Genomic DNA, 23,602 nt, shown 5'->3' with positions numbered 1-23,602 from the left:
CATGCGGTAGACGTTGAGCGAACCGCGCTCGGCGACCGCATCGCGCAGCTCCGCCGGCAGGGCCGTCAGGTCGGGGTACTCCATGCGAACTCCTTCGTGGGAGGCGGTTCAGCCGAACGACGACGTGATGTGGCGGAAGATTGGCGATCTGCTGGTCTCCCGCTCTCCTTCTGCTGGGCTGTCTCTCGACTGCGGGTTCCTAGGGTCCTTGTCATCCCCCGGAGGTTCGGTCCACAGACCTCTGAACCCGCAAGTGATTCCCCAGCGTTTGGAGACACCCTGATGCGTGCTCTGCCCCGTCGTGCCGTGCTCGCCGCTCCCGCCGCCGTGCTGATGTTCGCACTCGTCGCCTGCGGCGGTTCCGACTCCGGCTCCGACGCCTCCGGCGCCGCGGACACCCAGCAGTCGGCCCAGAGCGCGGGCGGCGCCCAGGCGGCCGGTGAAGCCGGCGGTGACGCCGACGACAAGAAGGAACCGCCGCTGACCGGTGACATCAAGCAGAAGGCGGAGGCCGCCGCAGTGGCCGCGTACCCGGGCACCGTCCTGAAGTCCGAGGAGGACGCGGAGAAGCCGGGCATGTACGCGGTGGAGGTGAAGCAGGCGGACGGCACCTCGATCGAGGTCTACCTCGACACGTCCTTCAAGGTCACCGACACCAAGAAGGAGGGCACCGAGGAGGCCGACGACGCCGGCTGACGGCCCCCCACGCAGCCACTGCCGTAGCCGCAGCCACTGCCGTAGCCACAGCTGTAGCTGCCGCATTCGCTGCCCCGGACGTCCCGCCCCGGCCGGCGACCGACTCCCCAGCCGGCGTGGCCCGACGTCCCCGCCATCGCCGTCCGGCCGACGACTCCCGCACCCTTCGGCCGGACGGCTCCGGCCGGCCCACCGTCGTCCCGTACGTCTCCCTCGCCCCAGGCGGCTTCCCGTGAACCCTCCGACTCCTCCGGCACAGCTGTGCGAGCCTGGCGCCATGCGGCTGCTGCTCATCGAAGACGACGACCGAATCGCCGGCCCCCTCACCGAGGGCCTGGGACGCTACGGGTTCACGGTGGACCACGTCCGCACCGGCGCGGCCGGGCTCGCCGACGCGGCCGCCGACGCCGCGCCGGACCTGGTGCTGCTGGATCTCGGCCTGCCCGACATGGACGGCCTGGACGTCTGCCGCAGCCTGCGCACCCGCTCCGCCGTCCCCATCATCATGATCACCGCGCGGGGCGAGGAGGCCGACCGCATCGTAGGCCTCGAACTCGGCGCCGACGACTACCTCGCCAAGCCCTTCGGGGTACGGGAGTTGATCGCCCGCATCCGCGCCGTCACCCGGCGCGCGGGAGCCCCCGCGTACGCGCCGACCGGACCCGTGGACGTGCCGGAAGCACACCAACCGGCCTCCGGGGCCCAGACATTGGGCCCGCTGGCCGTCAACCGCCGCACCCGCGAGATCCACCTCGCGGGCCGGCACATCGCCCTGACGCCCAGAGAGTTCGACCTGCTCGCCTTCCTCGCCGACGATCCCGGGACGGTCCACTCCCGCCAGCAGATCATGGACACCGTGTGGGACCCGCACTTCTTCGGCCCCACCAAGACCCTCGACGCCCACGTCGCCGCCCTGCGCCGCAAGCTCGGCGACCCCGGCTGGATCACCACCGCCCGCGGGGTCGGCTTCCGCCTGACCGTCCCCGGTGACCACAGCGCCGCCGAGGGGACCGGATGACCCGGCGGCTGCTGCTGAGCTACCTCGTCCTGGCCCTGCTCGTGCTCGCCGGCCTGGAGATCCCGCTCGGTTACGTCTACGCCCGCGGTGAGACCGCCCGCGCCTCCCAGAACGTCGAGCGCGACGCCGCCATGCTCGCCGAGGTCACCGAGGAGGACATCGAGGAGGGCCGGCTCGACGAACTGCCCGACGTGGTCGGCGACCACGCCGCCCGCACGGGCGGCCGTGTCGTCGTCACCGACAAGCAGGGCACCGTCCTCGCCGACTCCGACCCGGCCGGCCGCACCGGCGTCAGCCTCGCCGGCCAGCCGGACATCGCCCGCGCCCTGACCAACCAGCCCACCGTCACCACCACGACGGACAGCGCCGGCAACGACGTCCTGTCGGCCACCATGCCGGGCTCCTCGGGCACCACCGTCCGCGGCGCCCTGCGCCTGACCTATCCGATGGACCAGGTCACCGCCCGCGTCCACCGCGTCTGGGGCGCCCTCGCGCTCGCCGGCGCCTGCGTCCTGGCGGCCGTCGCGCTGGTCGCGTTCAGCATGGCCCGCTGGATCACCCGCCCCCTGCGCACCCTGGAAGCGGCGACCACCCAGCTCGCGGACGGCCACCTCGCCCACCCGCCCGACGCCACCACCGGGCCGCCCGAACTGCGCAGCCTGGCCGCCTCCTTCACCCGCACCGCCACCCGGCTGCAGCAACTCCTCAAGGGCCAGCAGGCGTTCGCCTCCGAAGCCTCCCACCAGCTGAAGACCCCCCTGACCGCGCTACGACTGCGGCTGGAGAACTTCGAGCCCTACCTCGACCCGCGCGCCCACGGCAGTCTGGAAGAAGCCGTCGGGGAGGTGGAACGCCTCGGCCGCATGGTGCAGGGGCTGCTGGCCCTGGCCCGCCTGGAGAACACCGCCACCACTCCCGAACCCGTCGACCTGGACGCCGCCCTCGCCGACCGGGTCGCGATGTGGGAGCCGCTGGCCGCCGAGCAGTACGTCGCCATCGACGTCACCGGCCCGCCCGCCGGACGGGTGTGGGCGATCCCCGGGGCGCTGGAACAGATCATCGACAACCTGCTCGCCAACGCCCTGCGCGTCTCCCCGCCCAGCACCACCATCACCCTCCACCGTGGCCCGGCCGGCGAGCTCCACATCGTCGACCAGGGGCCCGGCATGAGCGAGAACGACCGCGAGCGCGCCTTCGACCGCTTCTGGCGCGCCTCCGACTCCCACCACGACGGCACCGGCCTGGGCCTGCCCATCGTCCGCCACCTGGTCGACGCCTCCGGCGGCGCCATCACCCTCCACCCCGCCCCCGGCGCCGGCCTGGACGCCTGCGTCCGGCTCCGCCCCGCCACCGCCCGCCCTCACAGCCCGCATTCCACGGGCAGCGCCCTCCGCCCACCCCGCGCCGGCCGCCGCACACAGACGGCGGGCAGGGGCTGACCCTGCCGACCGGCCTTTCGCAGGGATGCGGAAGCGGACATGGATCCAGCCGCGCCCGGCCCGTCGTACAGGACACGGAGCGAACGGGGCGGCGAGCTCATGGCCAGGGCCCCTTCGCACAGCGTGAGAACCGGCCCGGCGTCGCGCTCCGGATCGGCGATGTCGAGCACGGCGGGGCCCGGGAGAACCCGCAGCGTGATCGTTTTCGCCGCCTTGAACCCGCTCCTGGAGCGGCCGCGGACCGGTCCAGGGCCGGCCCGCGTGTGCTGTCGTGGCCCGACTCCGCTTCGTGCGCCCGCTCACTCGACAAGCCTGCGCATCCCGACGACGTGCGGCCCCGGCGACTGGAAGCGCGCGAGAAGGCCGTGCAGAGGCGCTGGGCCGACGACCTGCACCCCTCCGCCCGGGTCAGGGCATCGGCGCGCGAGGCTGGGTCGTCGGGATCCGTGAGGTGAAGAACAAGGCGAGGAGAGCGGCGAGGGCGAGTGCGGCGAGTGCGGCGCGCAGGCCGTCGAGCCTTGCCTCGGTGTTCGCGTCGAGCGCGTCCTGGGATGTCTGCTCGCTCACGCCGGCGGCGTCGAGAGCCTCCTCCAGCTGAGCGTCCGACAGGAAGGGCGCACCGCTTTGGAGCTCGACGGAGGCCTGGCTCTTGACCTGGTCCGGGACGTCCGGGTTCTGTTCGACACTGGTCAGGAACGACGACGTGAGCGCGGCGATCATGATCGACCCGGCGAGTGCCGTGCCGATCGAGGCGCCGAGGTTGGTGACGGCGTTCTGGACTCCACCGACTTCCGCGCTCTGCGCCTCCGGCACCGCGGACACGGTGACCGAACCGAGCTGGGAGGCCAGCGCGCCCATCCCGAGCCCGATCAGCAGGAGGGGGATGGTGACGATCTCCCCGCCGGCGTCGGCGTCGAGCGCGGCCATCAGGACCACCGCGCCCGCGAGCAGCGCGAGGACCCCGAGCCGCACCACCCGACGCGGCGAGACGTCGGGGAGGAGGCGCGGGATCAGGATCGCGGCCGCCAGCAGTGTCAGCGACAGGGGCAGGATGCGGGCGCCGGTCTGGAGCGCGGACAGGCCCAGGGCGACCGACAGATAGAGCGGTACGACGAAGAACACGCCCATCTGCACGAGGTACTGGAAGAAGAACATCGTCAGGCCGCCGGTGAGCTGTTTGTTCTGGAGCATGGCCGGGTCGACGAGCGGCTCCCTGTGCCGCCGCACGACCCGGGCCTCCCAGTGCAGGAAGAGCCAGATCAGCAGCAGACCGGCCAGCATCAGCCACACGACCAGCGACACCCCGAGCCATGAGGGCGCGTCGGGCTTCGGCCGGAACCAGCCCCACTCGTCCGAGCGGAGCACCCCGTAGACGAAGATCCCGAGCCCGAGGGCGGAGAGCACGGCGCCGATGACATCGATGCGCGCGCGTTCGCCGACCGGCGCCTCGGTGATGCGGCGGGCGAGCAGCAGGATGCCGAGCACCACGACGACCTCACCGGCGAACACCCAGCGCCAGGAGAAGTACGTGGTCGCGAGACCCCCGATGAGCGGCCCCAACGCGATGGCCACGGCTCCCGCGGCGGCGACGAGTCCATAGGCGGCGGGGCGGCGTTCGACGGCGAAGTTGCTCGCCACGAGCGTCACGATCGCGGGCAGGATGAGCGAGGCTCCGATCCCCTCGAGGAACGACCAGCCGATCAGCAGGACGGTCAGGTTCGGTGCGAGCGCCGTGGCCAGGGAGCCGCAGCCGTAGACAGCGCAGCCGATCATGAACGCACGTCTGCGGCCGATCAGGGCGCCGACCTTGCCGCCGGGGATCATGAACATCGCCATCACGAGGGTGTAGGCCGTGATGGCCCCCTGGATCCCGGTCACCGTGGTGTCCACGTCCTCGGCCACGGTCGCGATCGACACGTTCATGACAGAGCTGTCGAGGGCCATCAGGAACTGACCTGCCGCGAGTGTCAGCAGGACCAGGCGCCCTGTCGCCGGCTTCGCAGCGGCGTCTGCAGTGGATGCCATGGGGTGAATAGTGGCAATTGCTCCGAGGTCGGCCCCGCGACCCACCACGGGATTCAGCCGCTTGGCGGCAACAGGGTGAGGAGACCGGCGGTCGGCCGGTATCACCTGCCCCGGGTGATCCCGGCCGACCCGAATCGGGCTTTGCTGAGGGTCGAGACCGACACAGCACCGTCGGAAGGAGCCACGAGATGGCTGAGGACATGGCAGGAGCAGGCGGCGTCGGCGCCCTCGCGCAGGCGGACGCCCCGGTGTTCGAAACAATCGTCCAGATGACGCTCGACACGTTCGAGCGCTCCGGTCTGGACCCGGAGTCGTACTTGTTGGTGCGCATCGCCGCACTGGTCGCCATGGACGCCGCCCCCGCCTCCTACCTGCTCAACATCAGCACCGCGGACGATCTCGGCATACCGCTGGAGAAGATCCAGGGCACGCTGGTGGCGGTGGCGCCGGTGGTCGGAAGCGCCCGCGTCGTGTCCGCCGCGCGCAGCATCGGCGAGGCCTTCGGACTGGAACTGCGCCACGAGGAGTAGCCCTCGGGAAAACCCGGTCGCGTCACCCCACCGGGCGGTGCGACCGGGCCCACGACCACAGCCGGGACACCGACGGGGGACAGCGACGGGAGAAATCAATGGCTGGCAATCTGAACCTCGCCTACGACTACCCGGTACTCGGGGCCTTCTGGACCGTCATGTGGATCTTCCTGTGGATCCTCTGGTTCACCCTGCTCTTCCGGGTCATCGCGGACATCTTCCGCGACGACAGCCTGAGCGGCTGGGGCAAGACCGGCTGGCTCGTCTTCGCGGTCGTGCTCCCCTTCCTCGGCGTCTTCGTCTACGTCGTCGCCCGGGGCAAGGACATGGGCAAGCGCGAACAACGGCACGCCCAGGCACGGAAGCAGGCCACGGACGCCTACATCCGCGAGACCGCCGGCCGCCCCAGCGAGGCGGACGAACTCGCCAAGCTCTCCGAAGTCCGCGCCAGGGGCGACATCTCGGACGAGGAATTCCGCCGGGCCAAGGAAAAGATCCTCCACTGACGCGGCGCCACCGGGCGCTGCCGGGCACGGACAGGTGCGGGGCCGGCGCACGGGATGCGGAGGCTACCGTCGAACTGAGTACGGCTCACCGGGCGCCGCCGCGTTCGGCGTGACGGTCTCTCGCGACGAACAGGTCGTCTGGCTCGGCAAGCCGAACGGCCCGCGGTGGCCGCTACCCTCCTGAGACAGCCACCACCGACACGAGGATCGCCAGGATGGACGACGAGCCGCTGAAGGACTGGGCGGAGCGCCGCGACGCGAAGCTCGGCCGACTACGCGCCGTGCCTGTCGTCTCCGGCGACGGTCCCAGGGGGTCGCATCTGCAGCCGGATGCTCCACGCGTCATCGAGCAGTGGAACGGACACACCTGGGAGCCGCACGCCTTCGCCGCCAGCCTGGCCGACGCCAAAGCCATCCTGTACCCGGAGGCCAACGAGCCCTCACCCGCAGGGCCGGTGCCAAAGCCGCTCGGCTCCGGCACCGGCAAGCACCGCAGACTCCAGGCGCCCGAGCCGGACGGTGGCGGCCGGACGTAGAGGTGATCAGCGCCGCCGCGCCCGAGGCTGCTGCGGGCGTGGTGCGGTGGGGCGTCCCAGACGACCCACCCGCCGCCCAGGGCGCGTCAGTGCCCCCACCGAAACCAATGTGCCCTCAAGGTGCCCTGGCGGCCTGACGGGCCCCGGCCCGCACATCCCGCACATCCCGGACATGACGAGGGCGGAGCCCGAAAGCCCCGCCCAATCCCAATCCCAATCCGCAAGAACACCTAGCTCGGTCAGGGCCACACCAGGCAGTACGGCTGATGCCCGGCCTCGTGCAACCGGTGGCTGAAGTCCTGCCACTCGTGCAGCAGCTGGTACACGTTGAACGCGTCGCGGGGGCCGCCGCGGTCCGGGACCGTCGACCAGATGAACGCCGCCGCGCCCACCGCTTCCTCGCCGATGTCGCGCAGGGGGTCCACGACCGTCATGGGGAGTTTCACGACGGCGTAGTCGGGGTGGAGGACGACCAGTTCCAGCGGGGGCACCTTGTGGAGGGGGACGCCTTCGATGCCGGTGAGGACCATCGCGGCCATCGTCTCCGGCTTGATCTTGGTGAACATGCCGTTCATGCCGAGCTCGTCGCCGCCGAGCTCCTCGGGGCGCATCGAGATCGGGACGCGGGCCGCGGTCGCACCGTCCGGCGCGCCGAAGTACTTGTACGTCACCCCCACCCGACCACCATTCCTGCTCTCCGCCCGGAGACGATCGACCCGCTGGTCGACGCGACGGTCGACCCGGCCGTCGACCCGCTCGGGCTCATTCGGTACACCCTGGTTCATACCCTGGTTCAGGCCTTGGCTCATACCCTGGCTCATACCCTGGCTCATACCCTGGCTCATACCCTGGCTCATACCCTGGTTCGGGCCCTGGTTCAGGCCCCGGTTCTGACGTGCTTCGCCGGCTTCCTCCGCGTCGCGCCGGTGCCTTCCCCGTTGGGCACGTCGAGGACCCAGGTCGTCAGTCCCCTCGCCCAGTCCGCCACCGCGATGCATATCTCCACCCGACTGCTTTTCTAGGACGCGTGGCCCCCGCCGCGCAACCCGATCATCGTGTCAGTGACCTCCCCCACGGCCGCACGCCGAAACGTGCGTTGAAACACCTGTCCGCAGGATCTTCGCAGCCCCTCGACACCTGGTCGTTGTGAGCTACGTCTATCAGGCTCTGTCCGTTTCAGTTTCGCAGATGACGAAGCGGTCGGTCGGGCGGGCGGCGGCCCCCGCCGAGGGCGAGCACCGCTGGCCTACCCTGGGAGGTCACTGGCAACCGGAGTCCAGCAAGTCGGAGAAGGTCGGAGAAGTCGCAGGTCATGAGCGAACTGCCCTATTCATACGATGCGCCCGTCTCGCAGGCGCTTTTCGACCGTGCGTCGGCCGTGACGCCGGGCGGGGTGAACTCCCCGGTGCGTGCCTTCCGCGCCGTGGGCGGAACGCCCCGGTTCATGGTGTCCGGCGCAGGCCCGTATCTGACGGACGCCGACGGGCGCGAGTACGTCGATCTCGTCTGCTCCTGGGGGCCCATGATCCTCGGGCACTCGCACCCCGAGGTCATCGCGGCCGTGCAGGACGCCGTCTCCCGCGGCACCTCCTTCGGCACGCCCGGTGAGGGCGAGGTGGCGCTCGCCGAGGAGATGGTGGACCGCATCGGGCCCCTGGAGCAGGTGCGGCTGGTCTCCAGCGGCACCGAGGCCACCATGTCGGCCATCCGGCTCGCCCGCGGCTTCACCCGCCGCACCAAGGTGATCAAGTTCGCCGGGTGTTACCACGGTCACGTCGACTCGCTGCTCGCCGCGGCCGGCAGCGGCGTGGCCACGTTCGCGCTGCCCGACACCCCGGGCGTCACCGGCGCCCAGGCCGGCGACACCATCGTCCTGCCGTACAACGATCTGGAGGCCGTGCAGGAGGCCTTCCACCGGCATCCGGGCGAGATCGCCTGCGTGATCACCGAGGCCTCGCCCGGGAACATGGGGGTCGTGCCGCCGCTGCCCGGCTTCAACCAGGGGCTCAAGGACGCCTGCGCCAACAACGGCGCCCTGTTCATCTCCGACGAGGTCATGACGGGCTTCAGGACCAGCCGGGCGGGCTGGTTCGGGATCGACGGGGTGCGGCCCGACCTGATGACCTTCGGGAAGGTCATGGGCGGCGGCTTCCCCGCCGCCGCGTTCGGCGGTCGCGCCGACGTCATGGCGCATCTCGCTCCCGCCGGGCCCGTCTACCAGGCCGGCACGCTCTCCGGGAACCCGATCGCCACCGCCGCCGGCCTCGCCCAGCTGCGGCTCCTCGACGACGACGCCTACACCAGGATCAACGTCGTCTCTGGGCAGATCCAGGCGCTCGTCTCCGAGGCGCTGACCAAGGAGGGCGTCGCGCACACGCTGCAGAGCGCCTCCAACATGTTCTCCGTCTTCTTCACGGACCGGCCCGTCCGTGACTACGAGGACGCCAAGGCGCAGGAGTCGTTCCGCTTCACCGCCTTCTTCCACTCGCTGCTGGCGAACGGCGTCTACCTGCCGCCGTCGTCCTTCGAGTCCTGGTTCGTGTCCACGGCCCACGACGACGCGGCCGTCCAGAGAATCGCCGACGCCCTCCCGGCGGCGGCCCGAGCGGCTGCGGAGGCCACCGCGTGAGCACCAACGGCAACAGCGGCAAGGACCTCACCGTCGTCCACCTCATGCGGCACGGCGAGGTCGCCAACCCCGACGGCGTCCTCTACGGCCGTCTCGACGGCTACCACCTCTCCGAGCTGGGCCGGCAGATGGCCGACCGGGTCGCCGAGCACCTCGCCCCGCGTGATGTGACGTACGTCGTCGCCTCGCCGCTGGAGCGGGCGCAGGAGACGGCCACGCCGATCGCGAAGGCGCACGGTCTGGATCTGGCCACCGACGGGCGGCTCATCGAGGCCGACAACGTCTTCCAGGGCAAGACGTTCGGGGTGGGGGACGGGGCGCTGCGCCGGCCCGAGAACTGGAAGCACCTCGTCAACCCGTTCAAGCCGTCCTGGGGCGAGCCGTACGTCGACCAGGTGGTGCGGATGAGGGGCGCCCTGGACGCGGCGAAGGACGCGGCCCGCGGGCACGAGGCGGTGCTCGTCAGCCACCAGCTGCCGATCTGGATCGTGCGGTCCTACGTCGAGCGGCGGCGGCTGTGGCACGACCCGCGCCGGCGGCAGTGCACGCTCGCCTCGCTGACGAGCTTCACGTACCAGGGCGACACGATCGTGTCCGTCGGCTACAGCGAGCCCGCCATCGACCTCGTGCCGGCTCATCTCCGGGCCGGCGCCAAGCCGGTGAAGGGGAAGAGCAAGGCCTTCGGCGCGTAGCCGCCGCCCGCGCCCGCGTCGAACCCGCTCCCCCTGCCCGCGTCGAAACCGCTGGCTGAATCGGTTCGCCTGTTACCGAATCCGGAACTATCGGCGGAACCGCCTCGTTCGTCATGTCCTCTGAACGGGTGACCACTGACGAGGACCTGACGAACGAGGACGCCATGCGCACGATCACCCGAAGGGGAGCACTCGGACTCGGCGCGGGGGCCGCCGCCGTCGCCGGCCTGTCCGGCTGCGGCAGCCTCACCGGTACCGGCGACCCGAAGCCCGCGGGCAAGGGCGATGCCAAGAGCAGCCCCTCCGGCAGCCCGAAGCCCTCCGCCCGCCCCATCGGCGACGGCTCGACCTCCTTCACCGGCAAGCAGCCCCACCAGCCGGCCAAGCCGGTCCCGCTGGAGCCCGGCCAGGAGCCGCCGCAGTTCGTCGTCTTCTCCTGGGACGGCGCCGGAGAGGTCGGCAACGGGCTCTTCCCGCGCTTCCTCGACCTCGCCAAGGAGCACGGCGCGAGCATGACCTTCTTCCTCTCCGGGCTGTATCTGCTGCCCGAGTCGAAGAAGCGCCTCTACGACCCGCCGAACAACCCGCGCGGCGCCTCCGACATCGGCTACCTCACCGACGACCACGTCAAGGCGACGCTCACCAACGTGCGCCGGGCCTGGCTCGAAGGACACGAGATAGGCACCCACTTCAACGGGCACTTCTGCTCCGGTCACGGCACCGTCGGCAACTGGACGGCCAAGCAGTGGCGCAGCGAGATAGACCAGGCCAAGTCGTTCGTGAAGAACTGGCGGACCAACACCGGCTGGACGGACCTGCCCGCGCTGCCCTTCGACTACGAGAAGGAACTCGTCGGCGGCCGCACCCCCTGCCTCCTCGGCCAGGACAACCTGCTGCCGACCGCCAAGGCACTCGGCTGGCGCTACGACGCCTCCTCGCCGGGCGGGCGCCAGGTGTGGCCGAAGAAGCGGGGCGGCCTGTGGGACCTGCCGCTGCAGCAGGTGCCCTTCCCGGGCCACAGCTTCGAGGTCCTGTCGATGGACTACAACATGCTCGCCAACCAGTCGGTCAACTCGACCAAGGCGCCCAGCTACAACTACCCGGGCTGGCGCAAGCAGTCCGCGCAGGCCTACATCCAGGGCTTCCAGCGGGCGTACGAGTCCAACCGCGCGCCGTTCTTCGTCGGCAACCACTTCGAGCAGTGGAACGGCGGCATCTACATGGACTCCGTCGAGGAGGCCTTCAAGCACATCGCGCGGGAGAAGGAGAAGGGCGCGGACGTACGGCTGGTCTCCTTCCGGCAGTTCGTGGACTGGATCGACGTCCAGAAGCCCGAGGTCCTCGAGAAGCTGCGCACCCTCGACGTCGGCCAGCAGCCGGCCGGCGGCTGGAAGTCGTTCCTCGCGGCGGCCCCGAAGACGCCCACGACCCCGAAGAGCCCGAAGACGTCGGCCGGGGCGTCCGCGACAGGGTCCGCATCCGCCGCCTGATATGCGGTTTTCTCCCCGCAAGGGGGGTGCGCAAGATCCCCGGAACGGGCATGCGAAACTTTTCACATGAGTGCCGCCAGCCGCGCCCCCCTGTCTGTCGTCGTCGCCGTCGCCGCGGCCTCGCTGCTGTCCGCGTGCACCTCCGGAGGCGCCGCCGGCGGAGGCGGTGACACCAACTTCGTGATGGGCAAGGACGGCATCTCCACCGTGGAGAAGGGCAAACGGGCCGCCGCGCCCGACCTGTCCGGCAAGGCCATCGACGGCAAGCAGCTCGACGTGGCCGCCTACAAGGGCAAGGTCGTCGTCCTCAACGTGTGGGGCTCCTGGTGCTCCCCGTGCCGTGCCGAGGCGCCGGGCTTCCAGAAGGTCTACCAGGACCTCCAGGCCGACGGCGTGCAGTTCGTCGGCCTCAACACCCGGGACACCAAGGCCCGCAACGCCGTCGCCTTCGACGAGCAGTACGGCATCACCTACCCCAGCCTGTACGACCCGACGGGCAAGCTGATGCTCCGCTTCACGAAGGGCACCCTCAACCCGCAGGCCATCCCCTCCACGCTCGTCATCGACCGGGAGGGGAAGATCGCCGCCCGCTCGCTGGCCGCGCTCAGCGAGGACAAGCTGCGCAAGATGATCTCCCCGGTCGTCGCGGAGAAGTGACGTGAGCGCAGTCACCACGCTCGCCGCGACGGGCTACAACGACACGGTGCTCAACGGCGCCCTGCTCGTCGCCCTGCCCATCGCGCTGCTCGGCGGTCTCGTCTCCTTCTTCTCGCCCTGCGTCCTGCCGCTGGTCCCCGGCTATCTGTCGTATGTCACCGGGGTCGCCGGCACGGACCTGGCCGAGGCCCGCCGCGGACGGATGGTCGCGGGCGCCTCCCTCTTCGTCCTCGGCTTCACCGCCGTGTTCGTCTCCAGCGGGGCCCTGTTCGGCTACTTCGGCCAGAACCTCCAGGACAGCCAGGGCGTCCTGTCCAAGGTGCTGGGCGTGCTCATGATCGTCATGGGCGTGTTCTTCATGGGCCTGATGCCCTGGATGACCCAGCGGGAGTTCCGCTTCCACAAGCGGCCCGTCGCCGGACTGGCCGGCGCACCGCTGCTCGGCGCCCTGTTCGGCATCGGCTGGACTCCCTGTATCGGCCCCACCCTCGCCTCCGTGATCGCCCTCTCCTCCCAGCAGGGAAGCGCGGGCCGCGGTGCCATACTGACCGTCGCCTACTGCCTCGGCCTCGGTGTGCCGTTCGTGCTCGCCGCGGTCGCCTTCCGCAAGGCGCTCGGCGCCTTCGGCTGGGTCAAGCGTCACTACGTCTGGGTGATGCGGATCGGCGGCACGATGATGATCGTGACCGGTCTGCTGCTGCTGACCGGTGCGTGGGACCGCCTCGTGCAGGACATCCAGTCCTGGTCCGCCGGCTTCACTGTGGGGATCTGATTCATGAGCAAGACCACGACGACCGGCAAGACCACGACGGCCGACGAGAGCACGACGGCCGACGAGACCTCGACGACCGGTGAGGCGACCCCCGTCGCCGCCGACGACCAGGACCTCGGGGCCGCCGGCTCCCAGCTGTCCACCGCGCCGGTGGACTCCCTGGCCAGCGGACCCGGCCTGGGGCTCGTCGGCTGGGCCCGCTGGTTCTGGCGTCAGCTCACGTCCATGCGGGTCGCGCTGCTGCTTCTGCTGCTGCTGGCGCTCGGCGCGATCCCCGGCTCGCTGATCCCGCAGTCCGGCACCGACCAGACGAAGGTCGCCGACTTCCGCCAAGCCCACCAGACGCTCGCGCCGATCTACGACCGGCTCGGCCTCTTCCACGTCTACAGCTCGGTGTGGTTCTCCGCGGTCTACATCCTGCTGTTCGTCTCCCTCATCGGCTGCATCGTGCCCCGCACCTGGCAGTTCGTGGGCCAGCTGCGCGGCCGACCGCCGGGCGCTCCCAAGCGCCTGACCCGGCTGCCCGCGTACACGACGTGGCGCACCGAGGCCGAGCCGGAGCAGGTCCGCGAGGCCGCGCTCACCCTGTTGAAGAAGCGCCGCTTCCGCGCCCACCTCGCCGGGGACGCCGTCGCAGCCGAGAAGGGCTACCTCCGGGAGGTCGGCAACCTCGCCTTCCACATCGCGCTGATCGTGCTGCTGGTCGCGTTCGCCTGGGGCCAGCTGTACAAGTCCGAGGGCAACAAGCTGGTCGTCGAGGGCGACGGCTTCTCCAACACCCTCACCCAGTACGACGACTTCAAGTCCGGCACCCTCTTCAGCCCCGACGACCTCACGCCGTTCAGCTTCAGCCTCGACAAGTTCACCGGCACGTACGAGACGAGCGGCCCCAACAAGGGCACCCCGCGCACCTACCAGGCCGCCCTCACCTACAGCGTCGGCGCGTACGGCAAGGACAAGAAGGACGTCGTCAAGGTCAACCACCCGCTGGAGATCGGCGACTCCAAGGTCTATCTCACCGCCCACGGCTACGCCCCCGTCGTCACCGTCCGGGACGGCAGGGGCAAGGTCGTCTACAGCGACGCCGTACCGCTGCTGCCGCTGGACTCCAACGTCACCTCCTCCGGTGTGGTCAAGGTCTACGACGGCTACCGGAACGCCAAGGGCGTCGGCGAGCAGCTGGCCTTCCAGGCGTCCTTCCTGCCGTCGTACGTCAAGGGCATGGAGACGGCCTCCAGCTTCCCCGCGCTGCTCAACCCGGTGCTGAACCTCGCCCCGTACCACGGCGACCTCGGCGTCAACTCGGGCATCCCGCAGAGCGTGTACCAGCTCGACAAGACCCATATGAAGGAGTTCAAGGACGCCAAGGGCGCGCAGGTGCGGGAGAACCTCAAGCCCGGCGAGACCCTGACCCTTCCGGACGGCGCCGGCTCGATCACCTACGAGGGCACCAAGCAGTGGGCGAACTTCCAGGTCACCCAGCAGCCGGGCAGCGGCTGGGCGCTGGGCGGCGCGCTCGCCGCGATCTTCGGCCTGGCCGCCTCCCTGTTCATCCAGCGCCGCCGGGTGTGGGTGCGCGCGGTGAAGGACGCCGACGGCGTCACGGTCGTCGAGATGGCCGGCCTCGGCCGCAGCGAGTCCGCCAAGGTGCCCGAGGAACTCGGCGACCTCGCCGGAACCCTGTACGACCAGGCTCCCGGAGCCCCGGAACCTGCACCCACCGATTCCCCCGAACCCGAAGTCGTACCTGCCGAAGGGTCTGAGAAGTGACTCTCGCCGCCGCAACCGATCTGGCCGTCGCCTCCAACGAGAATCTCGCGAACATCAGCAACACGCTGATCTACTCCTCGATGGCCGTGTACACGCTGGCCTTCTTCGCGTACATCGCCGAATGGCTCCTCGGCAGCCGCAGCAAGGTCGGCCGCACCGCCGCCGCGCTCACCGCCGAGGCGCAGGCCGCGGCGAAGGGCGCGGCGAAGGGCCCGGCCGTCACCGTCAAGAAGAACGGCGGCACGGCCGTCCTGGAGCGCCCGCAGGTCGTCGTGCGCTCCGCGTCCGCCGCGCGTGACGTGCCCGACGGGCCGGGCGCGCACGGCGGTGACGAGCAGGGCGACATGTACGGCCGGATCGCCGTCTCCCTCACGGTGCTCGCCTTCCTGGTCGAGCTGGCCGGCGTCGTGGCCCGCGCGGCCTCGGTGGAACGCGCGCCGTGGGGCAACATGTACGAGTTCAACATCACCTTCTCCACGGTGGCCGTCGGCGTGTACCTCGGGCTGCTGGCGCTGAAGAAGAACGTGCGCTGGCTCGGCCTGTTCCTGATCACCACGGTCCTGCTGGACCTGGGCCTCGCGGTCACCGTCCTCTACACGGCGAGCGACCAGCTGGTCCCGGCCCTGCACTCGTACTGGCTGTACATCCACGTCTCCACCGCCATCTTCTGCGGCGCGGTGTTCTACGTCGGCGCGGTCGCCACGATCCTGTACCTGTTCAAGGACTCCTACGAGAACAAGCTCGCGACCGGCGGCAAGCCGGGCCGCTTCGCGAACTCGGTGCTCGACCGGCTCCCCGCCTCCGCGTCCCTCGACAAGTTCGCGTACCGCGTCAACGCGGCGGTCTTCCCGCTGTGGACGTTCACGATCATCGCGGGCGCGATCTGGGCGGGCGACGCGTGGGGCCGTTACTGGGGCTGGGACCCCAAGGAGACCTGGTCGTTCATCACCTGGGTCGCCTACGCCTGCTATCTGCACGCCCGCGCCACGGCTGGCTGGAAGGGCCGCAAGGCCGCCTACCTGGCGATGATCGCCTTCGGCTGCTGGCTGTTCAACTACTACGGCGTCAACATCTTCGTCTCCGGCAAGCACTCGTACGCGGGCGTGTAACTCGCGCACAGAGAAGGCCGGTTCCCGTGACATGGGTCACAGGAACCGGCCTCCGTCGTACGGACAGGTAGAAGGGCGTGGATACGACTCCGAGCACAACGAGAACGCTGAGGAAACGCATCCGCGCGGGGGACCACGACGCCTTCGGTGAGCTCTTCGACGCCTACGCACGCTCCGTCTACAACCATGCCTACCGGCTCACGGGGGAGTGGACGGTCGCCGAGGACGTCGTCTCGCTGACGTTCCTGGACGCCTGGCGGCTGCGCGACAAGCTCGACGAGGACGGCGGCTCCCTGCGCCCGTGGCTGCTGGGCATCGCCACCAACGTCACGCGCAACACCCGCCGTGCGGCCCGAAGACACGCGGCGGCCGTGTCCCGGCTCCCGCGCGGCGAGCCGCTGGCCGACTTCGCCGAGGAGGTCGCCGGACGTCTCGACGACGCGGAGCGACTCGCCCTCGTGCGCACCGCCTTCGCGAAACTGCGGCGGGCCGAGCGGGAGGTGCTGGCGCTGTGCGTGTGGGGCGGGCTGGACTACGCGGCGGCGGCCGAGGCGCTGGGCGTGCCGGTCGGGACGGTGCGGTCGCGGTTGTCGAGGGCGCGGACGAAACTCGCGAAACATATGGAACTCCCGCAAAGCAGAGGACAGATGAGAGGTGACCGCGGCACCGCGGTCGGCCCCCTGAGGGAGGTAAACCGATGAGCCAGACTCCACCACTGCCGGAGAAGGACCTTCCGCCGGGCCGTCACCGACTCCTGAAGGAGCATCTGATGACCGAGATCCGGTACGAGGAACAGGCCCCCGTCCGCACGCCTGTCGGCAAGCGGAACCCGTGGCTGCGCCCAGCGCTCACGGCGGCGGCCGTGGCGACGGTCGCCGCTGTCACCTTCACGCTGCTGCCGTCGTCCGGCGACTCCGGCTCCGGACCGCGCGTCACCACGGCGGCCGCCGTCCTGGAGGACGCGGCGCTGGCCGCCGGGCACGCGACGCAGTACGACAAGATCCGCGACGACCAGTTCACGTACGTCGAGAGCCAGGTGTCCTACACGAGGGTCAAGAACGGGAAGCAGACCGTCGTGCCCCCGCACCGCCGGGAGACGTGGCTGTCCGTGGACGGCAGCCGCGACGGCTTGATCCGCGACGCGCTCAACTCCCGCGACACGCGCTGGCCCGGTTTCCAGGAGAAGGACCACTTCTACGACTCCTACCCCGGTTACAACCACCTGAAGTCCCTGCCCACGGACCCGAAGGCGATGTACGACTGGCTGCGCAAGAGCCTCCCTGACAGCTTCGGGGTCGTGCTGGCCGGCGTGAACGCCGGGCTCATCGAACAGGACCAGGGGATGCTGTTCTCGGCAGGCAACCTGATGCAGGAGGGGATCATGCCGTCGGCGCAGGCCGCCGCTCTGTTCCGGGCCATCGCCCGCATCCCCGGGGTGACGGTGGTCGAGGACGCGGTCGACGCGCTCGGACGGCACGGGGTCGGGATCGCGCGCGAGGACGCGAAACAACCGTTCCGCATGGAGTGGATCTTCGACAGGAAGACGCACCAGCTGCTCGGGCAGCGCACCACCCTCACCCGGGACTTCGGCGGCCTGAAGAAGGGGACCGTGTCGACGGACTCCGCGACCGTGCGCCGGGCCGTCGTCGACAAGGCCGGGCAGCGGCCGTAACCGCGTGCGGAACCTTCCGTCCGGAGTCAGGCTGGTGTCATGAGCGGTTCCGTCGAGCAGGGCAGCAGTCAGACCCACGGGAACACGCACATCCTGCACTTCCTGGTGCGGCTCCCGGGGGCCATGGGGGCGGTCTGGCCGGCGTTGTCCACGCCGGAGGGGCTCGGCGGCTGGTGGACGGCCGTCGACGTCCTCGAACCCCGGCTCGGCGGCACGGTCGCCCTGCGCGGCCTGGGCGCGGGGCGGGTCACCGCGTGGGACGTGGACCGGGTCGCCGAGTACACGGTGGCGGCCGGCGGCCGGATCCGCTTCCACCTGGAGCGGGACGGGGACGAGGGCACGGTCCTGCGCTTCACCCACGAGTTCCAGGGCGAGGGGGAGAGCGAGCCCACCTGGCGCACTCGATTCGAACGCCTGATCGAGTGTCTCGGAGGGCTCGGAGGAGGCCAGGGCGCGTAGGGGCGCGTAGGGGCGCGTAGGGGCTCAGGACGGCGGCAGGCATTCCCCCGCCGGCGGCTTCCCCTCCGGCCAGGCGATGCGCACGAAGCGCGAGCCGCCGTCGGCGTGCAGTTCCACGATCGGCACGGCCTTGTCGTACGGGTTGCCGTGCACGTCCAGACAGATCCAGCCGCTCGCCCCGTTCACCCGCAGCGAGCCCTTGACCTGCGGCCACTGCAGGCCGACGTCGGCGAGGGGCGGGACGGCGGCGCCGTCCGGGGTGGCCTCGCGGATGCCGTGGACGGCCAGCGTGATCGCGTCGTAGGCGATGATCAGCTGGCCGTCGTCCAGGGCGACCGGGCCGATCGGGCCGACGGGCTCGCGGACCGCGCGGGCGAGGAGGTCGGTGAGGACCTTCGCGTCCGTCGCCGAGCCGCCCGGCCCGGGCGGGGACTTCGTCCAGGTGTCCGGGTGGGCGAGGGAGGTGTAGCGGACGGACAGGTTGTGGGTGAGGGCGGTGCGGTCCAGCTTCTTGTCGCCGGACAGGTACGAGCCCTCGTCGCCGGTCAGCACGGTGAACCTGCGGTTCTGGCAGCCGCGGGTGCCGAGCGCGTTGATGAACTGGCGCAGCTGCGTGTGGCGGCCGGCGAACAGGATCGTGTCCGTGTCCGCCGAGGTGTCGCACACCAGGTGGGTGATCTGCCGGAAGGTGTTCGCCGTCGTCCCCTCCTGCGTGCGGTCGGCGGGCGGGGTGAACGGCTGCGGCTCGTAGGGCGAGCCCTTGAGCAGCGCCGCGAACGACGTCTGGAGCGTCCGCGTGTACGGGTCGCCCGGCTTGTCGTACACCAGCAGCGCCCGGCCCGCGTTGACCTTGGCGAACGAGGCCAGGGCGCGCGCCTCGTCGGTGTTGGTGGGGGAGACCCGGGCCAGCCCGGGCAACGGGTCCTTGCCGTGCTGGCCGTTGGCGAGGTCGTCGGCGGTGATGGACGCGCCGACCACCGGGATGCCCCGCGCGGTCAGTTCCGCGACCGCCTTCTTGTTGTTGTCGGTGCTCTGGCCGACCCCGGCGACCGCGCGCAGCCGGTCGGCGCTCTTCGTCATCCGCTCCAGCTGGTCGACCATCGCCTCCCAGTGGTCGCTGGTGGCCCCCGGGTTGGCGAGCACCAGACGGATCGACGGGGCCTGCCCGTTGGAGGTGTGGTTGGCCTGCCACTGCGCCAAGTACGCGCCCTGCACCTCGTGTTGGATGTCGCTGAGCGTGGAGGGAGTGGACGCGGTGTACGGCAGCATCAGCGCGATCGTGACGTAACTGCCCGCCTTGAGCCGGTCGTTCTCCCGGTCGATGGCGTTCACCGTGTCCCGCAGCTGCGCATGCCCGAAGTCATACGGTCCCGTGGCCACGCCCACGCACTCGTCGCTGTCGGCCGGACGGGCCACGCCGGGCCCGCACGAACGGTTCTCGTCGGTGACCGCCCGCACGGCGACGGTCACCCCGGCCACCAGGACGGCCGTGACCAGCAGCGCCAGATAGCGGTAGAGGCGGATCTCCCAGACCTCCCGCAGCCACCGCACCAGCGGACTTCTGACGCCGTTCCTGCCTCCGTCGGCCATCACGCCACCCCGTCCCCGTCGTCCCCATCGTCGCCGTCGTCGTCCCCGTCGTCCGGTCCGTTCCCGTTCCCGTTCCCGCCCCCGCCCCCGTCGCCGTCTCCGTCCGCGTCCTCGGCCGGTGTGCGCAGCGGGCGGCCCGCGAGGGCGTCCCGGGGCCAGGCCTGGGACGCCGCGAAGAGCAGTGCGCCCCCGGCGGGCCGCAGGTCGGACAGTTGCAGCAGCTCGAACTCCAGCCGCCCGCACACCTTCGGGTCCGGCAGCACCAGCGGGTCCGTCACCTGCCACACCGCGTGCAGCAGCCGCCGTATCCGCAGGTGGAGGGAGGCGTTGACGCCCTCCGGGGGCTGCTGGGCGGCGTCCGTGCGCCCCAGCGCGATCGCGGACCGGCGGTCCTCGTGGCCGTCGTCGCGGCCCTCGGCGTCGTGCGCGTGGAAGTAGGGCGCGGACGCCAGGAAGCGGAGGGTGTCCAGCCAGGTGCGGGTGCGCAGGGTGGTGAAGGTGTCGCGCAGGTGGGCCACCGCGCCGGCCGTGTCGCCGAGAGAGAGCTCGTGGTAGAGGCGGAAGGCGTCGACGCCGGGATGCGGGGTCCGGAAACCGGGGCCGGTCGCGAAGTGGGCGATCAGCGTCTCGTGCACCTCGCGCCACTTGGCGTGGTCGGCGTGCCGGTGGTGCAGCCGCAGCAGCAGCAACGTCCGCACGAAGGGGTCGCCGACGAAGTGTTCCGGCGAGAGCGCGAGCCCCTCCTCGGCGAGCCGCGCCCGCAGCGACCGTACGCCCGACGAGCCGAAGTCGTCCGGGAGCCGGGCCTGCGCGAGGGCTACGGCGGAGTCGTGGCCGTGGGCGGCGGCGAGGACCGTCAGCTCGTCGAGCCGGTCCTCGGGGACCAGCCGGCCGAGCAACTCGGCGTAGGCGGGCCGCCCGTCGTCGGCCTGCCCCTCCTCCATCTTGACCTTCGCGATGAGCAGCCGCCCCAACGAGGCAGCCTGCTCCGGGTGTTGGCGGGCGGCGGTCGCCAGCAGAACGATGCCGAGCGGGTTGCCGCCGGTCAGCCGGTGGATGGCGTGCGGGAGTTGGGGCGGGATCTCGACGTCGTCGCAGACCGCGCCGACCATGTGCAGGGTGTCGTCGGGGGAGAGCGGCGGCAGCGGCACGAGCAGCGCCCGCGAGGAGGGCGAGCTGCCCGGCTCCCAGTCCGTGACCCGGGCGACCTCCAAAAGCTCGCGGCGGACGGCGTCCCCCAGCGCAGGATGGTTGGCGCCGCGCACGGTCGCCGCCCACACCACCTGATCGGCGACGCCGTCGGCCCGATCCCGCAGGACGGCGTCCAGCAGCCCCGCACCAGGCCCGCTACGCGCGTTGTCCAGCAGCACGAGCGGCCGCCCGAGCCGCGTGAGGTGCGAGCCGATCCCGGAGTACGCCTCGGCCAGGTCGGCGAGCAGCGCCCGCACCAGCCACCGCTCGGCGTGCTCGCGCGAGGTGCCCCCGGCCCGGAAGTTCCCGGCGAGCAGCAGCAGCCCGCGCTTGGCGTTGCCGCCCGCGTTCGGATACGACCGGTACCAGGTGGCCGGTCGCTGCTCCTTGCGGTGCGTGACCCCCTCGGAGAGCGCCTCCAGCGTGGCCTCGACGGTCGCCGCGACGAACGGGCCGCCGCCGCTGGCCGCCGCGATCACCTTCGAGGCGACCTTGGCGGCCCAGCGCCCGGCCAGACTGAACCGCGTCGCCCGCTCGTTCAGCAGCAGGATCCGCACCAGCTCACGCCGGATGCGGTCCGAGTCGGTCCGCCCGCTCCAGTCACTGGCGCGGACGGCCACCAGCCCCGCCGTCAGCCGCGGGAAGGTGAGCTGCCCCGCCGCTTTCACCGGCTCGGTCAACTGCTCGGCGACCACCAGCAACGCCTGCCACACCGGCGACCAGGACTCGGGGCTCTCCTCGTGCGGAGGCCGCGCGAACTGCTCGTCCTCACAGTCGATCAACGCGACCGGAGTACGCCGACGGGCCTCACCCCGGCGGTTGTGCTCGGTGTACGCGTCCCACAGCTCTCCGAGCACCGCACTCTTGCCGACCCCGCGCCCACCGGCCAGCACCAGCAGCGGCGGCCCGCCGGGATGCTCCAGCCGCTCCGCGTGCAGCTCGTACGGGCGGATCCCCACGAGTCGCGGTACAAGACCGGCGGGCTCGACGTCGAACAGCGCCCCACGCCCGTACAACCGTCCGTGCACCGCGCACCTCCCCCAGGGCCGGTTCCCAACGCAAGGGTAAGGAGAGGGAGTTGCTATGTGCCAGATCGCGTGGTGTCCGTTGGGTTACGAAAGTTCCGGTACGGGGCGGTCGGTTCAGTCGGCGGCGCCCGGCGAGACCGCGGCCTGGCGGCACGAGGCCAGTGCCCGGGCGGCCCTCGCCGCTCCGTCGTCCACGAACGGTCCCGCCCCTACAGTCCCCTGCGGACGCTCTCGCCCTGCTGTCGTCCCCGGTGGCGGGCGGGGAGACGCTGACGGCCCGCACCCGCGTCATGCCAGCGGGAGCGGGTCGTTCGCAGGACCGGCTGGAGAGCGTCAGCGCAGCCGGGACGATGACAGGATCGACAACAGGTGGGCCGGGACCATCAGCCAGGTGATGACGGCGATGGCGGCGAGCGCCCAGCGGGTCGGGTCGACGGAGTCGGTGGCGGCGTCGGCGAACGCCACGACGACGAGGACCAGGGACGCCTCGATGCCGTTGGTCACCCGGTGGATCTTGAACGCGGCGGCGAGCCGACGTACCGAGGCGACGCCCTGTGAGCGCGGCGCGGCGGCCTCGTCGTCGGCGACGGTGAGCCCGCGCCGGGCCCGGGCCACGTCCACCAGGTCGGTCGACGCCTTCAGCAGCACGACGCCGAGCGCCGTCGCGAGCCCGAGCGACACCCAGCCGTTGAAGCCCGCCCAGCCGCCGAGGCCCGACTCCGCCGCGCGGAAGCCGAAGCCGATCATCAGCGCCGCGTCGGCGAGATACGCGCCGAGCCGGTCGACGTAGATGCCGGTCGCGCTGTTCTGGCCCTTCCAGCGGGCGACCTCGCCGTCCACGCAGTCGAACAGCAGGAACAACTGCATGAGGAGGGCCGCGAGGACGGCCCCGGCCAGGCCCGGGATCAGCAGCGCGGCCCCGGACAGCACCCCGCACACCACCATCGTCCAGGTCAGCTGGTCCGGGGTGACCCGGGTGCGCACCAGCTGGCGGGTGAAGCGGAGCGAGACCCGCCGCATGTAGAGCCGGCCGGCCCAGTGTTCGCCGTTGCGGCTCGCCAGCTTGGCCTGCGGCTGGCAGACCTCCCGCAGCTCCTCCAGCACCGGAGCAGCAACCATGAACGTTCCTCCACAAACCCTCGACCCGCCAGGCCCACGACCTACAGGCCCACGACCCACAGGCCCCTGACTGATCGGGGCTCTGGTCGGGCCAGGCTACAGATCGCTCAAGTGGCCGACGCGGCGGGGCGGTTGTGGAGGTCGACCAGTGCGCGCAGGCGCGGCGGCAGCCAGTCCTCGGACGGCGAGAGGTCGGGGGAGAGCGCGTCGATCACCTCGGCGGGGGTCGGGCGGTCGTCGGGATTCTTCTGGAGGCAGCGGGTGATGACGGCCGCCAGGCGTCTGGGCAGCAACTCGAGTGCGGCGGTGAGGGTTTGGCCGTGTTTCGGGGGCATGACTCCGGCGGCATGACACAGCACCATCCCGAAGGCGTACAGGTCCGCGGCGGGTGTGATCGCCGTCCCGGCAAGCTGCTCCGGCGCGAGGAAGGCGGGCGTGCCGACGACCTGGTGGGCGAGGGTGATGTGGGAGTCCTCCAGGACGCGGGCGAGACCGAAGTCGATGACGCGGGGGCCGGTGCCCGACACGACGATGTTGCCGGGCTTGAGATCACGGTGGACGATCCCGCAGGCGTGGATGCCGTTGCTCAGAGCCTCAGCAGCTCTCAGCATTCCGGGCATTTCGGCCCGGAAGGTCCGTCTCGTCACCAAAGCGTGAGGGCTCCGGCGTGAGTA

Annotated in this window: 22 protein-coding genes; 16 read left to right on the top strand and 6 right to left on the bottom strand. The window is 71.1% G+C overall.

Features of this window, described 5'->3' with window-relative positions:
* Window positions 1–282 precede the first annotated feature (282 nt).
* The 3 genes from ACIBAF_RS36230 (at window position 283) to ACIBAF_RS36220 (ending at window position 3,153) form a co-directional block, all read left to right on the top strand.
* Window positions 283–696, top strand: a complete 414-nt coding sequence (locus ACIBAF_RS36230; protein WP_399468703.1) for a peptidase — start codon at window positions 283–285, stop codon at window positions 694–696.
* A 277-nt stretch (window positions 697–973) separates the two neighbouring features.
* Window positions 974–1,714, top strand: coding sequence for a response regulator transcription factor (locus ACIBAF_RS36225; RefSeq protein WP_399468700.1), 741 nt, complete (start codon window positions 974–976; stop codon window positions 1,712–1,714).
* Window positions 1,711–3,153, top strand: a complete 1,443-nt coding sequence (locus ACIBAF_RS36220; protein ID WP_399468698.1) for a sensor histidine kinase — start codon at window positions 1,711–1,713, stop codon at window positions 3,151–3,153. Before ACIBAF_RS36225 ends, ACIBAF_RS36220 begins: the two co-directional genes overlap by 4 nt.
* Window positions 3,154–3,561: 408 nt before the next feature.
* Here ACIBAF_RS36220 and ACIBAF_RS36215 read toward each other — a convergent pair whose 3' ends face one another.
* Window positions 3,562–5,178 carry an MFS transporter gene (locus ACIBAF_RS36215; RefSeq protein ID WP_399468696.1) on the bottom strand — a complete coding sequence of 539 codons (1,617 nt, stop codon included), beginning with the start codon at window positions 5,176–5,178 and terminating at the stop codon, window positions 3,562–3,564.
* A 188-nt stretch (window positions 5,179–5,366) separates the two neighbouring features.
* Between ACIBAF_RS36215 and ACIBAF_RS36210 the strand changes: the two genes are divergently transcribed.
* The 3 genes from ACIBAF_RS36210 (at window position 5,367) to ACIBAF_RS36200 (ending at window position 6,750) form a co-directional block, all read left to right on the top strand.
* Entirely contained in the window at window positions 5,367–5,708 is a 342-nt protein-coding gene (locus tag ACIBAF_RS36210) for a carboxymuconolactone decarboxylase family protein (protein WP_399468694.1), read from the top strand.
* Between the two features lie 98 nt (window positions 5,709–5,806).
* Complete coding sequence (locus tag ACIBAF_RS36205; protein ID WP_399468692.1) at window positions 5,807–6,214, top strand: SHOCT domain-containing protein; 408 nt, start codon at window positions 5,807–5,809, stop codon at window positions 6,212–6,214.
* 215 nt (window positions 6,215–6,429) lie between these two features.
* Window positions 6,430–6,750 (top strand): DUF6087 family protein, encoded by a 321-nt coding sequence (locus tag ACIBAF_RS36200; protein ID WP_399468689.1) that lies wholly within the window; start codon window positions 6,430–6,432, stop codon window positions 6,748–6,750.
* A 239-nt stretch (window positions 6,751–6,989) separates the two neighbouring features.
* Here the strand turns inward: ACIBAF_RS36200 and ACIBAF_RS36195 are convergent, their stop codons facing one another.
* A complete protein-coding gene (locus ACIBAF_RS36195; RefSeq protein WP_399468687.1) occupies window positions 6,990–7,748 on the bottom strand; it encodes a hypothetical protein in 759 nt (252 codons plus the stop codon).
* A gap of 314 nt (window positions 7,749–8,062) precedes the next feature.
* Here ACIBAF_RS36195 and hemL point away from each other — a divergent pair, with 314 nt between their 5' ends.
* The 10 genes from hemL to ACIBAF_RS36145 all read left to right on the top strand — a co-directional run bounded on the left by hemL (window position 8,063) and on the right by ACIBAF_RS36145 (window position 18,000).
* On the top strand, window positions 8,063–9,379 hold the full coding sequence (gene hemL / locus ACIBAF_RS36190; RefSeq protein WP_399468685.1) for a glutamate-1-semialdehyde 2,1-aminomutase: 1,317 nt from the start codon (window positions 8,063–8,065) through the stop codon (window positions 9,377–9,379).
* A 44-nt stretch (window positions 9,380–9,423) separates the two neighbouring features.
* Entirely contained in the window at window positions 9,424–10,071 is a 648-nt protein-coding gene (locus ACIBAF_RS36185; protein ID WP_399468847.1) for a histidine phosphatase family protein, read from the top strand.
* A 164-nt stretch (window positions 10,072–10,235) separates the two neighbouring features.
* Entirely contained in the window at window positions 10,236–11,561 is a 1,326-nt protein-coding gene (locus tag ACIBAF_RS36180) for a hypothetical protein (protein WP_399468845.1), read from the top strand.
* Between the two features lie 66 nt (window positions 11,562–11,627).
* Window positions 11,628–12,218 (top strand): TlpA family protein disulfide reductase, encoded by a 591-nt coding sequence (locus ACIBAF_RS36175; RefSeq protein ID WP_399468683.1) that lies wholly within the window; start codon window positions 11,628–11,630, stop codon window positions 12,216–12,218.
* A gap of 1 nt (window position 12,219) precedes the next feature.
* On the top strand, window positions 12,220–12,990 hold the full coding sequence (locus ACIBAF_RS36170; RefSeq protein ID WP_399468681.1) for a cytochrome c biogenesis CcdA family protein: 771 nt from the start codon (window positions 12,220–12,222) through the stop codon (window positions 12,988–12,990).
* A gap of 3 nt (window positions 12,991–12,993) precedes the next feature.
* A complete protein-coding gene (locus ACIBAF_RS36165; RefSeq protein ID WP_399468678.1) occupies window positions 12,994–14,760 on the top strand; it encodes a cytochrome c biogenesis protein ResB in 1,767 nt (588 codons plus the stop codon).
* Window positions 14,757–15,869, top strand: coding sequence for a c-type cytochrome biogenesis protein CcsB (gene ccsB, locus ACIBAF_RS36160; RefSeq protein WP_399468676.1), 1,113 nt, complete (start codon window positions 14,757–14,759; stop codon window positions 15,867–15,869). The genes ACIBAF_RS36165 and ccsB overlap by 4 nt, the downstream gene beginning before the upstream one ends.
* A gap of 107 nt (window positions 15,870–15,976) precedes the next feature.
* Window positions 15,977–16,570 (top strand): RNA polymerase sigma factor, encoded by a 594-nt coding sequence (locus tag ACIBAF_RS36155; protein ID WP_399468842.1) that lies wholly within the window; start codon window positions 15,977–15,979, stop codon window positions 16,568–16,570.
* Window positions 16,567–17,541 carry a CU044_5270 family protein gene (locus tag ACIBAF_RS36150; protein WP_399468673.1) on the top strand — a complete coding sequence of 325 codons (975 nt, stop codon included), beginning with the start codon at window positions 16,567–16,569 and terminating at the stop codon, window positions 17,539–17,541. The genes ACIBAF_RS36155 and ACIBAF_RS36150 overlap by 4 nt, the downstream gene beginning before the upstream one ends.
* A gap of 39 nt (window positions 17,542–17,580) precedes the next feature.
* Window positions 17,581–18,000 (top strand): hypothetical protein, encoded by a 420-nt coding sequence (locus tag ACIBAF_RS36145; protein ID WP_399468671.1) that lies wholly within the window; start codon window positions 17,581–17,583, stop codon window positions 17,998–18,000.
* Window positions 18,001–18,024: 24 nt separating this feature from the next.
* On the opposite strand, the gene ACIBAF_RS36140 is transcribed toward ACIBAF_RS36145, so the two are convergent.
* From ACIBAF_RS36140 to ACIBAF_RS36125, 4 genes are all read right to left on the bottom strand, one after another.
* Entirely contained in the window at window positions 18,025–19,590 is a 1,566-nt protein-coding gene (locus tag ACIBAF_RS36140) for a hypothetical protein (RefSeq protein WP_399468668.1), read from the bottom strand.
* Window positions 19,590–21,809, bottom strand: a complete 2,220-nt coding sequence (locus tag ACIBAF_RS36135) for a hypothetical protein (protein ID WP_399468666.1) — start codon at window positions 21,807–21,809, stop codon at window positions 19,590–19,592. Before ACIBAF_RS36135 ends, ACIBAF_RS36140 begins: the two co-directional genes overlap by 1 nt.
* 333 nt (window positions 21,810–22,142) lie before the next feature.
* Window positions 22,143–22,928: a CDP-alcohol phosphatidyltransferase family protein gene (locus ACIBAF_RS36130; protein ID WP_399468664.1), complete on the bottom strand. Its 786-nt coding sequence runs from the start codon at window positions 22,926–22,928 to the stop codon at window positions 22,143–22,145.
* A 107-nt stretch (window positions 22,929–23,035) separates the two neighbouring features.
* The gene (locus tag ACIBAF_RS36125) at window positions 23,036–23,539 is read right to left on the bottom strand and encodes a protein kinase (RefSeq protein WP_399468662.1); all 504 of its coding nucleotides are present in this window, start codon (window positions 23,537–23,539) and stop codon (window positions 23,036–23,038) included.
* Between the last annotated feature and the right edge of the window lie 63 nt (window positions 23,540–23,602).

This window comes from Streptomyces sp. NPDC051677, assembly GCF_044453465.1.
Lineage (GTDB): Bacteria > Actinomycetota > Actinomycetes > Streptomycetales > Streptomycetaceae > Streptomyces.
The sequence above is the reverse complement of the archived record's forward strand: the minus strand, read 5'-3'. Positions and strand labels throughout refer to the sequence as shown.

Excerpts from the sequence above, each read along its gene's own strand:
- ACIBAF_RS36175 (WP_399468683.1), top strand. The coding sequence starts at position 11,628 with ATGAGTGCCGCCAGCCGCGCCCCCCTGTCTGTCGTCGTCGCCGTCGCC.
- ACIBAF_RS36195 (WP_399468687.1), bottom strand. The coding sequence starts at position 7,748 with ATGCATCGCGGTGGCGGACTGGGCGAGGGGACTGACGACCTGGGTCCT.
- ACIBAF_RS36150 (WP_399468673.1), top strand. The coding sequence starts at position 16,567 with ATGAGCCAGACTCCACCACTGCCGGAGAAGGACCTTCCGCCGGGCCGT.
- ACIBAF_RS36165 (WP_399468678.1), top strand. The coding sequence starts at position 12,994 with ATGAGCAAGACCACGACGACCGGCAAGACCACGACGGCCGACGAGAGC.
- ACIBAF_RS36210 (WP_399468694.1), top strand. The coding sequence starts at position 5,367 with ATGGCTGAGGACATGGCAGGAGCAGGCGGCGTCGGCGCCCTCGCGCAG.
- ACIBAF_RS36200 (WP_399468689.1), top strand. The coding sequence starts at position 6,430 with ATGGACGACGAGCCGCTGAAGGACTGGGCGGAGCGCCGCGACGCGAAG.
- ACIBAF_RS36185 (WP_399468847.1), top strand. The coding sequence starts at position 9,424 with ATGCGGCACGGCGAGGTCGCCAACCCCGACGGCGTCCTCTACGGCCGT.
- ACIBAF_RS36225 (WP_399468700.1), top strand. The coding sequence starts at position 974 with ATGCGGCTGCTGCTCATCGAAGACGACGACCGAATCGCCGGCCCCCTC.
- ACIBAF_RS36220 (WP_399468698.1), top strand. The coding sequence starts at position 1,711 with ATGACCCGGCGGCTGCTGCTGAGCTACCTCGTCCTGGCCCTGCTCGTG.
- ACIBAF_RS36180 (WP_399468845.1), top strand. The coding sequence starts at position 10,236 with ATGCGCACGATCACCCGAAGGGGAGCACTCGGACTCGGCGCGGGGGCC.
- ACIBAF_RS36215 (WP_399468696.1), bottom strand. The coding sequence starts at position 5,178 with ATGGCATCCACTGCAGACGCCGCTGCGAAGCCGGCGACAGGGCGCCTG.
- ACIBAF_RS36130 (WP_399468664.1), bottom strand. The coding sequence starts at position 22,928 with ATGGTTGCTGCTCCGGTGCTGGAGGAGCTGCGGGAGGTCTGCCAGCCG.
- ACIBAF_RS36140 (WP_399468668.1), bottom strand. The coding sequence starts at position 19,590 with ATGGCCGACGGAGGCAGGAACGGCGTCAGAAGTCCGCTGGTGCGGTGG.
- ACIBAF_RS36205 (WP_399468692.1), top strand. The coding sequence starts at position 5,807 with ATGGCTGGCAATCTGAACCTCGCCTACGACTACCCGGTACTCGGGGCC.
- hemL (WP_399468685.1), top strand. The coding sequence starts at position 8,063 with ATGAGCGAACTGCCCTATTCATACGATGCGCCCGTCTCGCAGGCGCTT.
- ACIBAF_RS36125 (WP_399468662.1), bottom strand. The coding sequence starts at position 23,539 with ATGCTGAGAGCTGCTGAGGCTCTGAGCAACGGCATCCACGCCTGCGGG.
- ACIBAF_RS36230 (WP_399468703.1), top strand. The coding sequence starts at position 283 with ATGCGTGCTCTGCCCCGTCGTGCCGTGCTCGCCGCTCCCGCCGCCGTG.
- ACIBAF_RS36145 (WP_399468671.1), top strand. The coding sequence starts at position 17,581 with ATGAGCGGTTCCGTCGAGCAGGGCAGCAGTCAGACCCACGGGAACACG.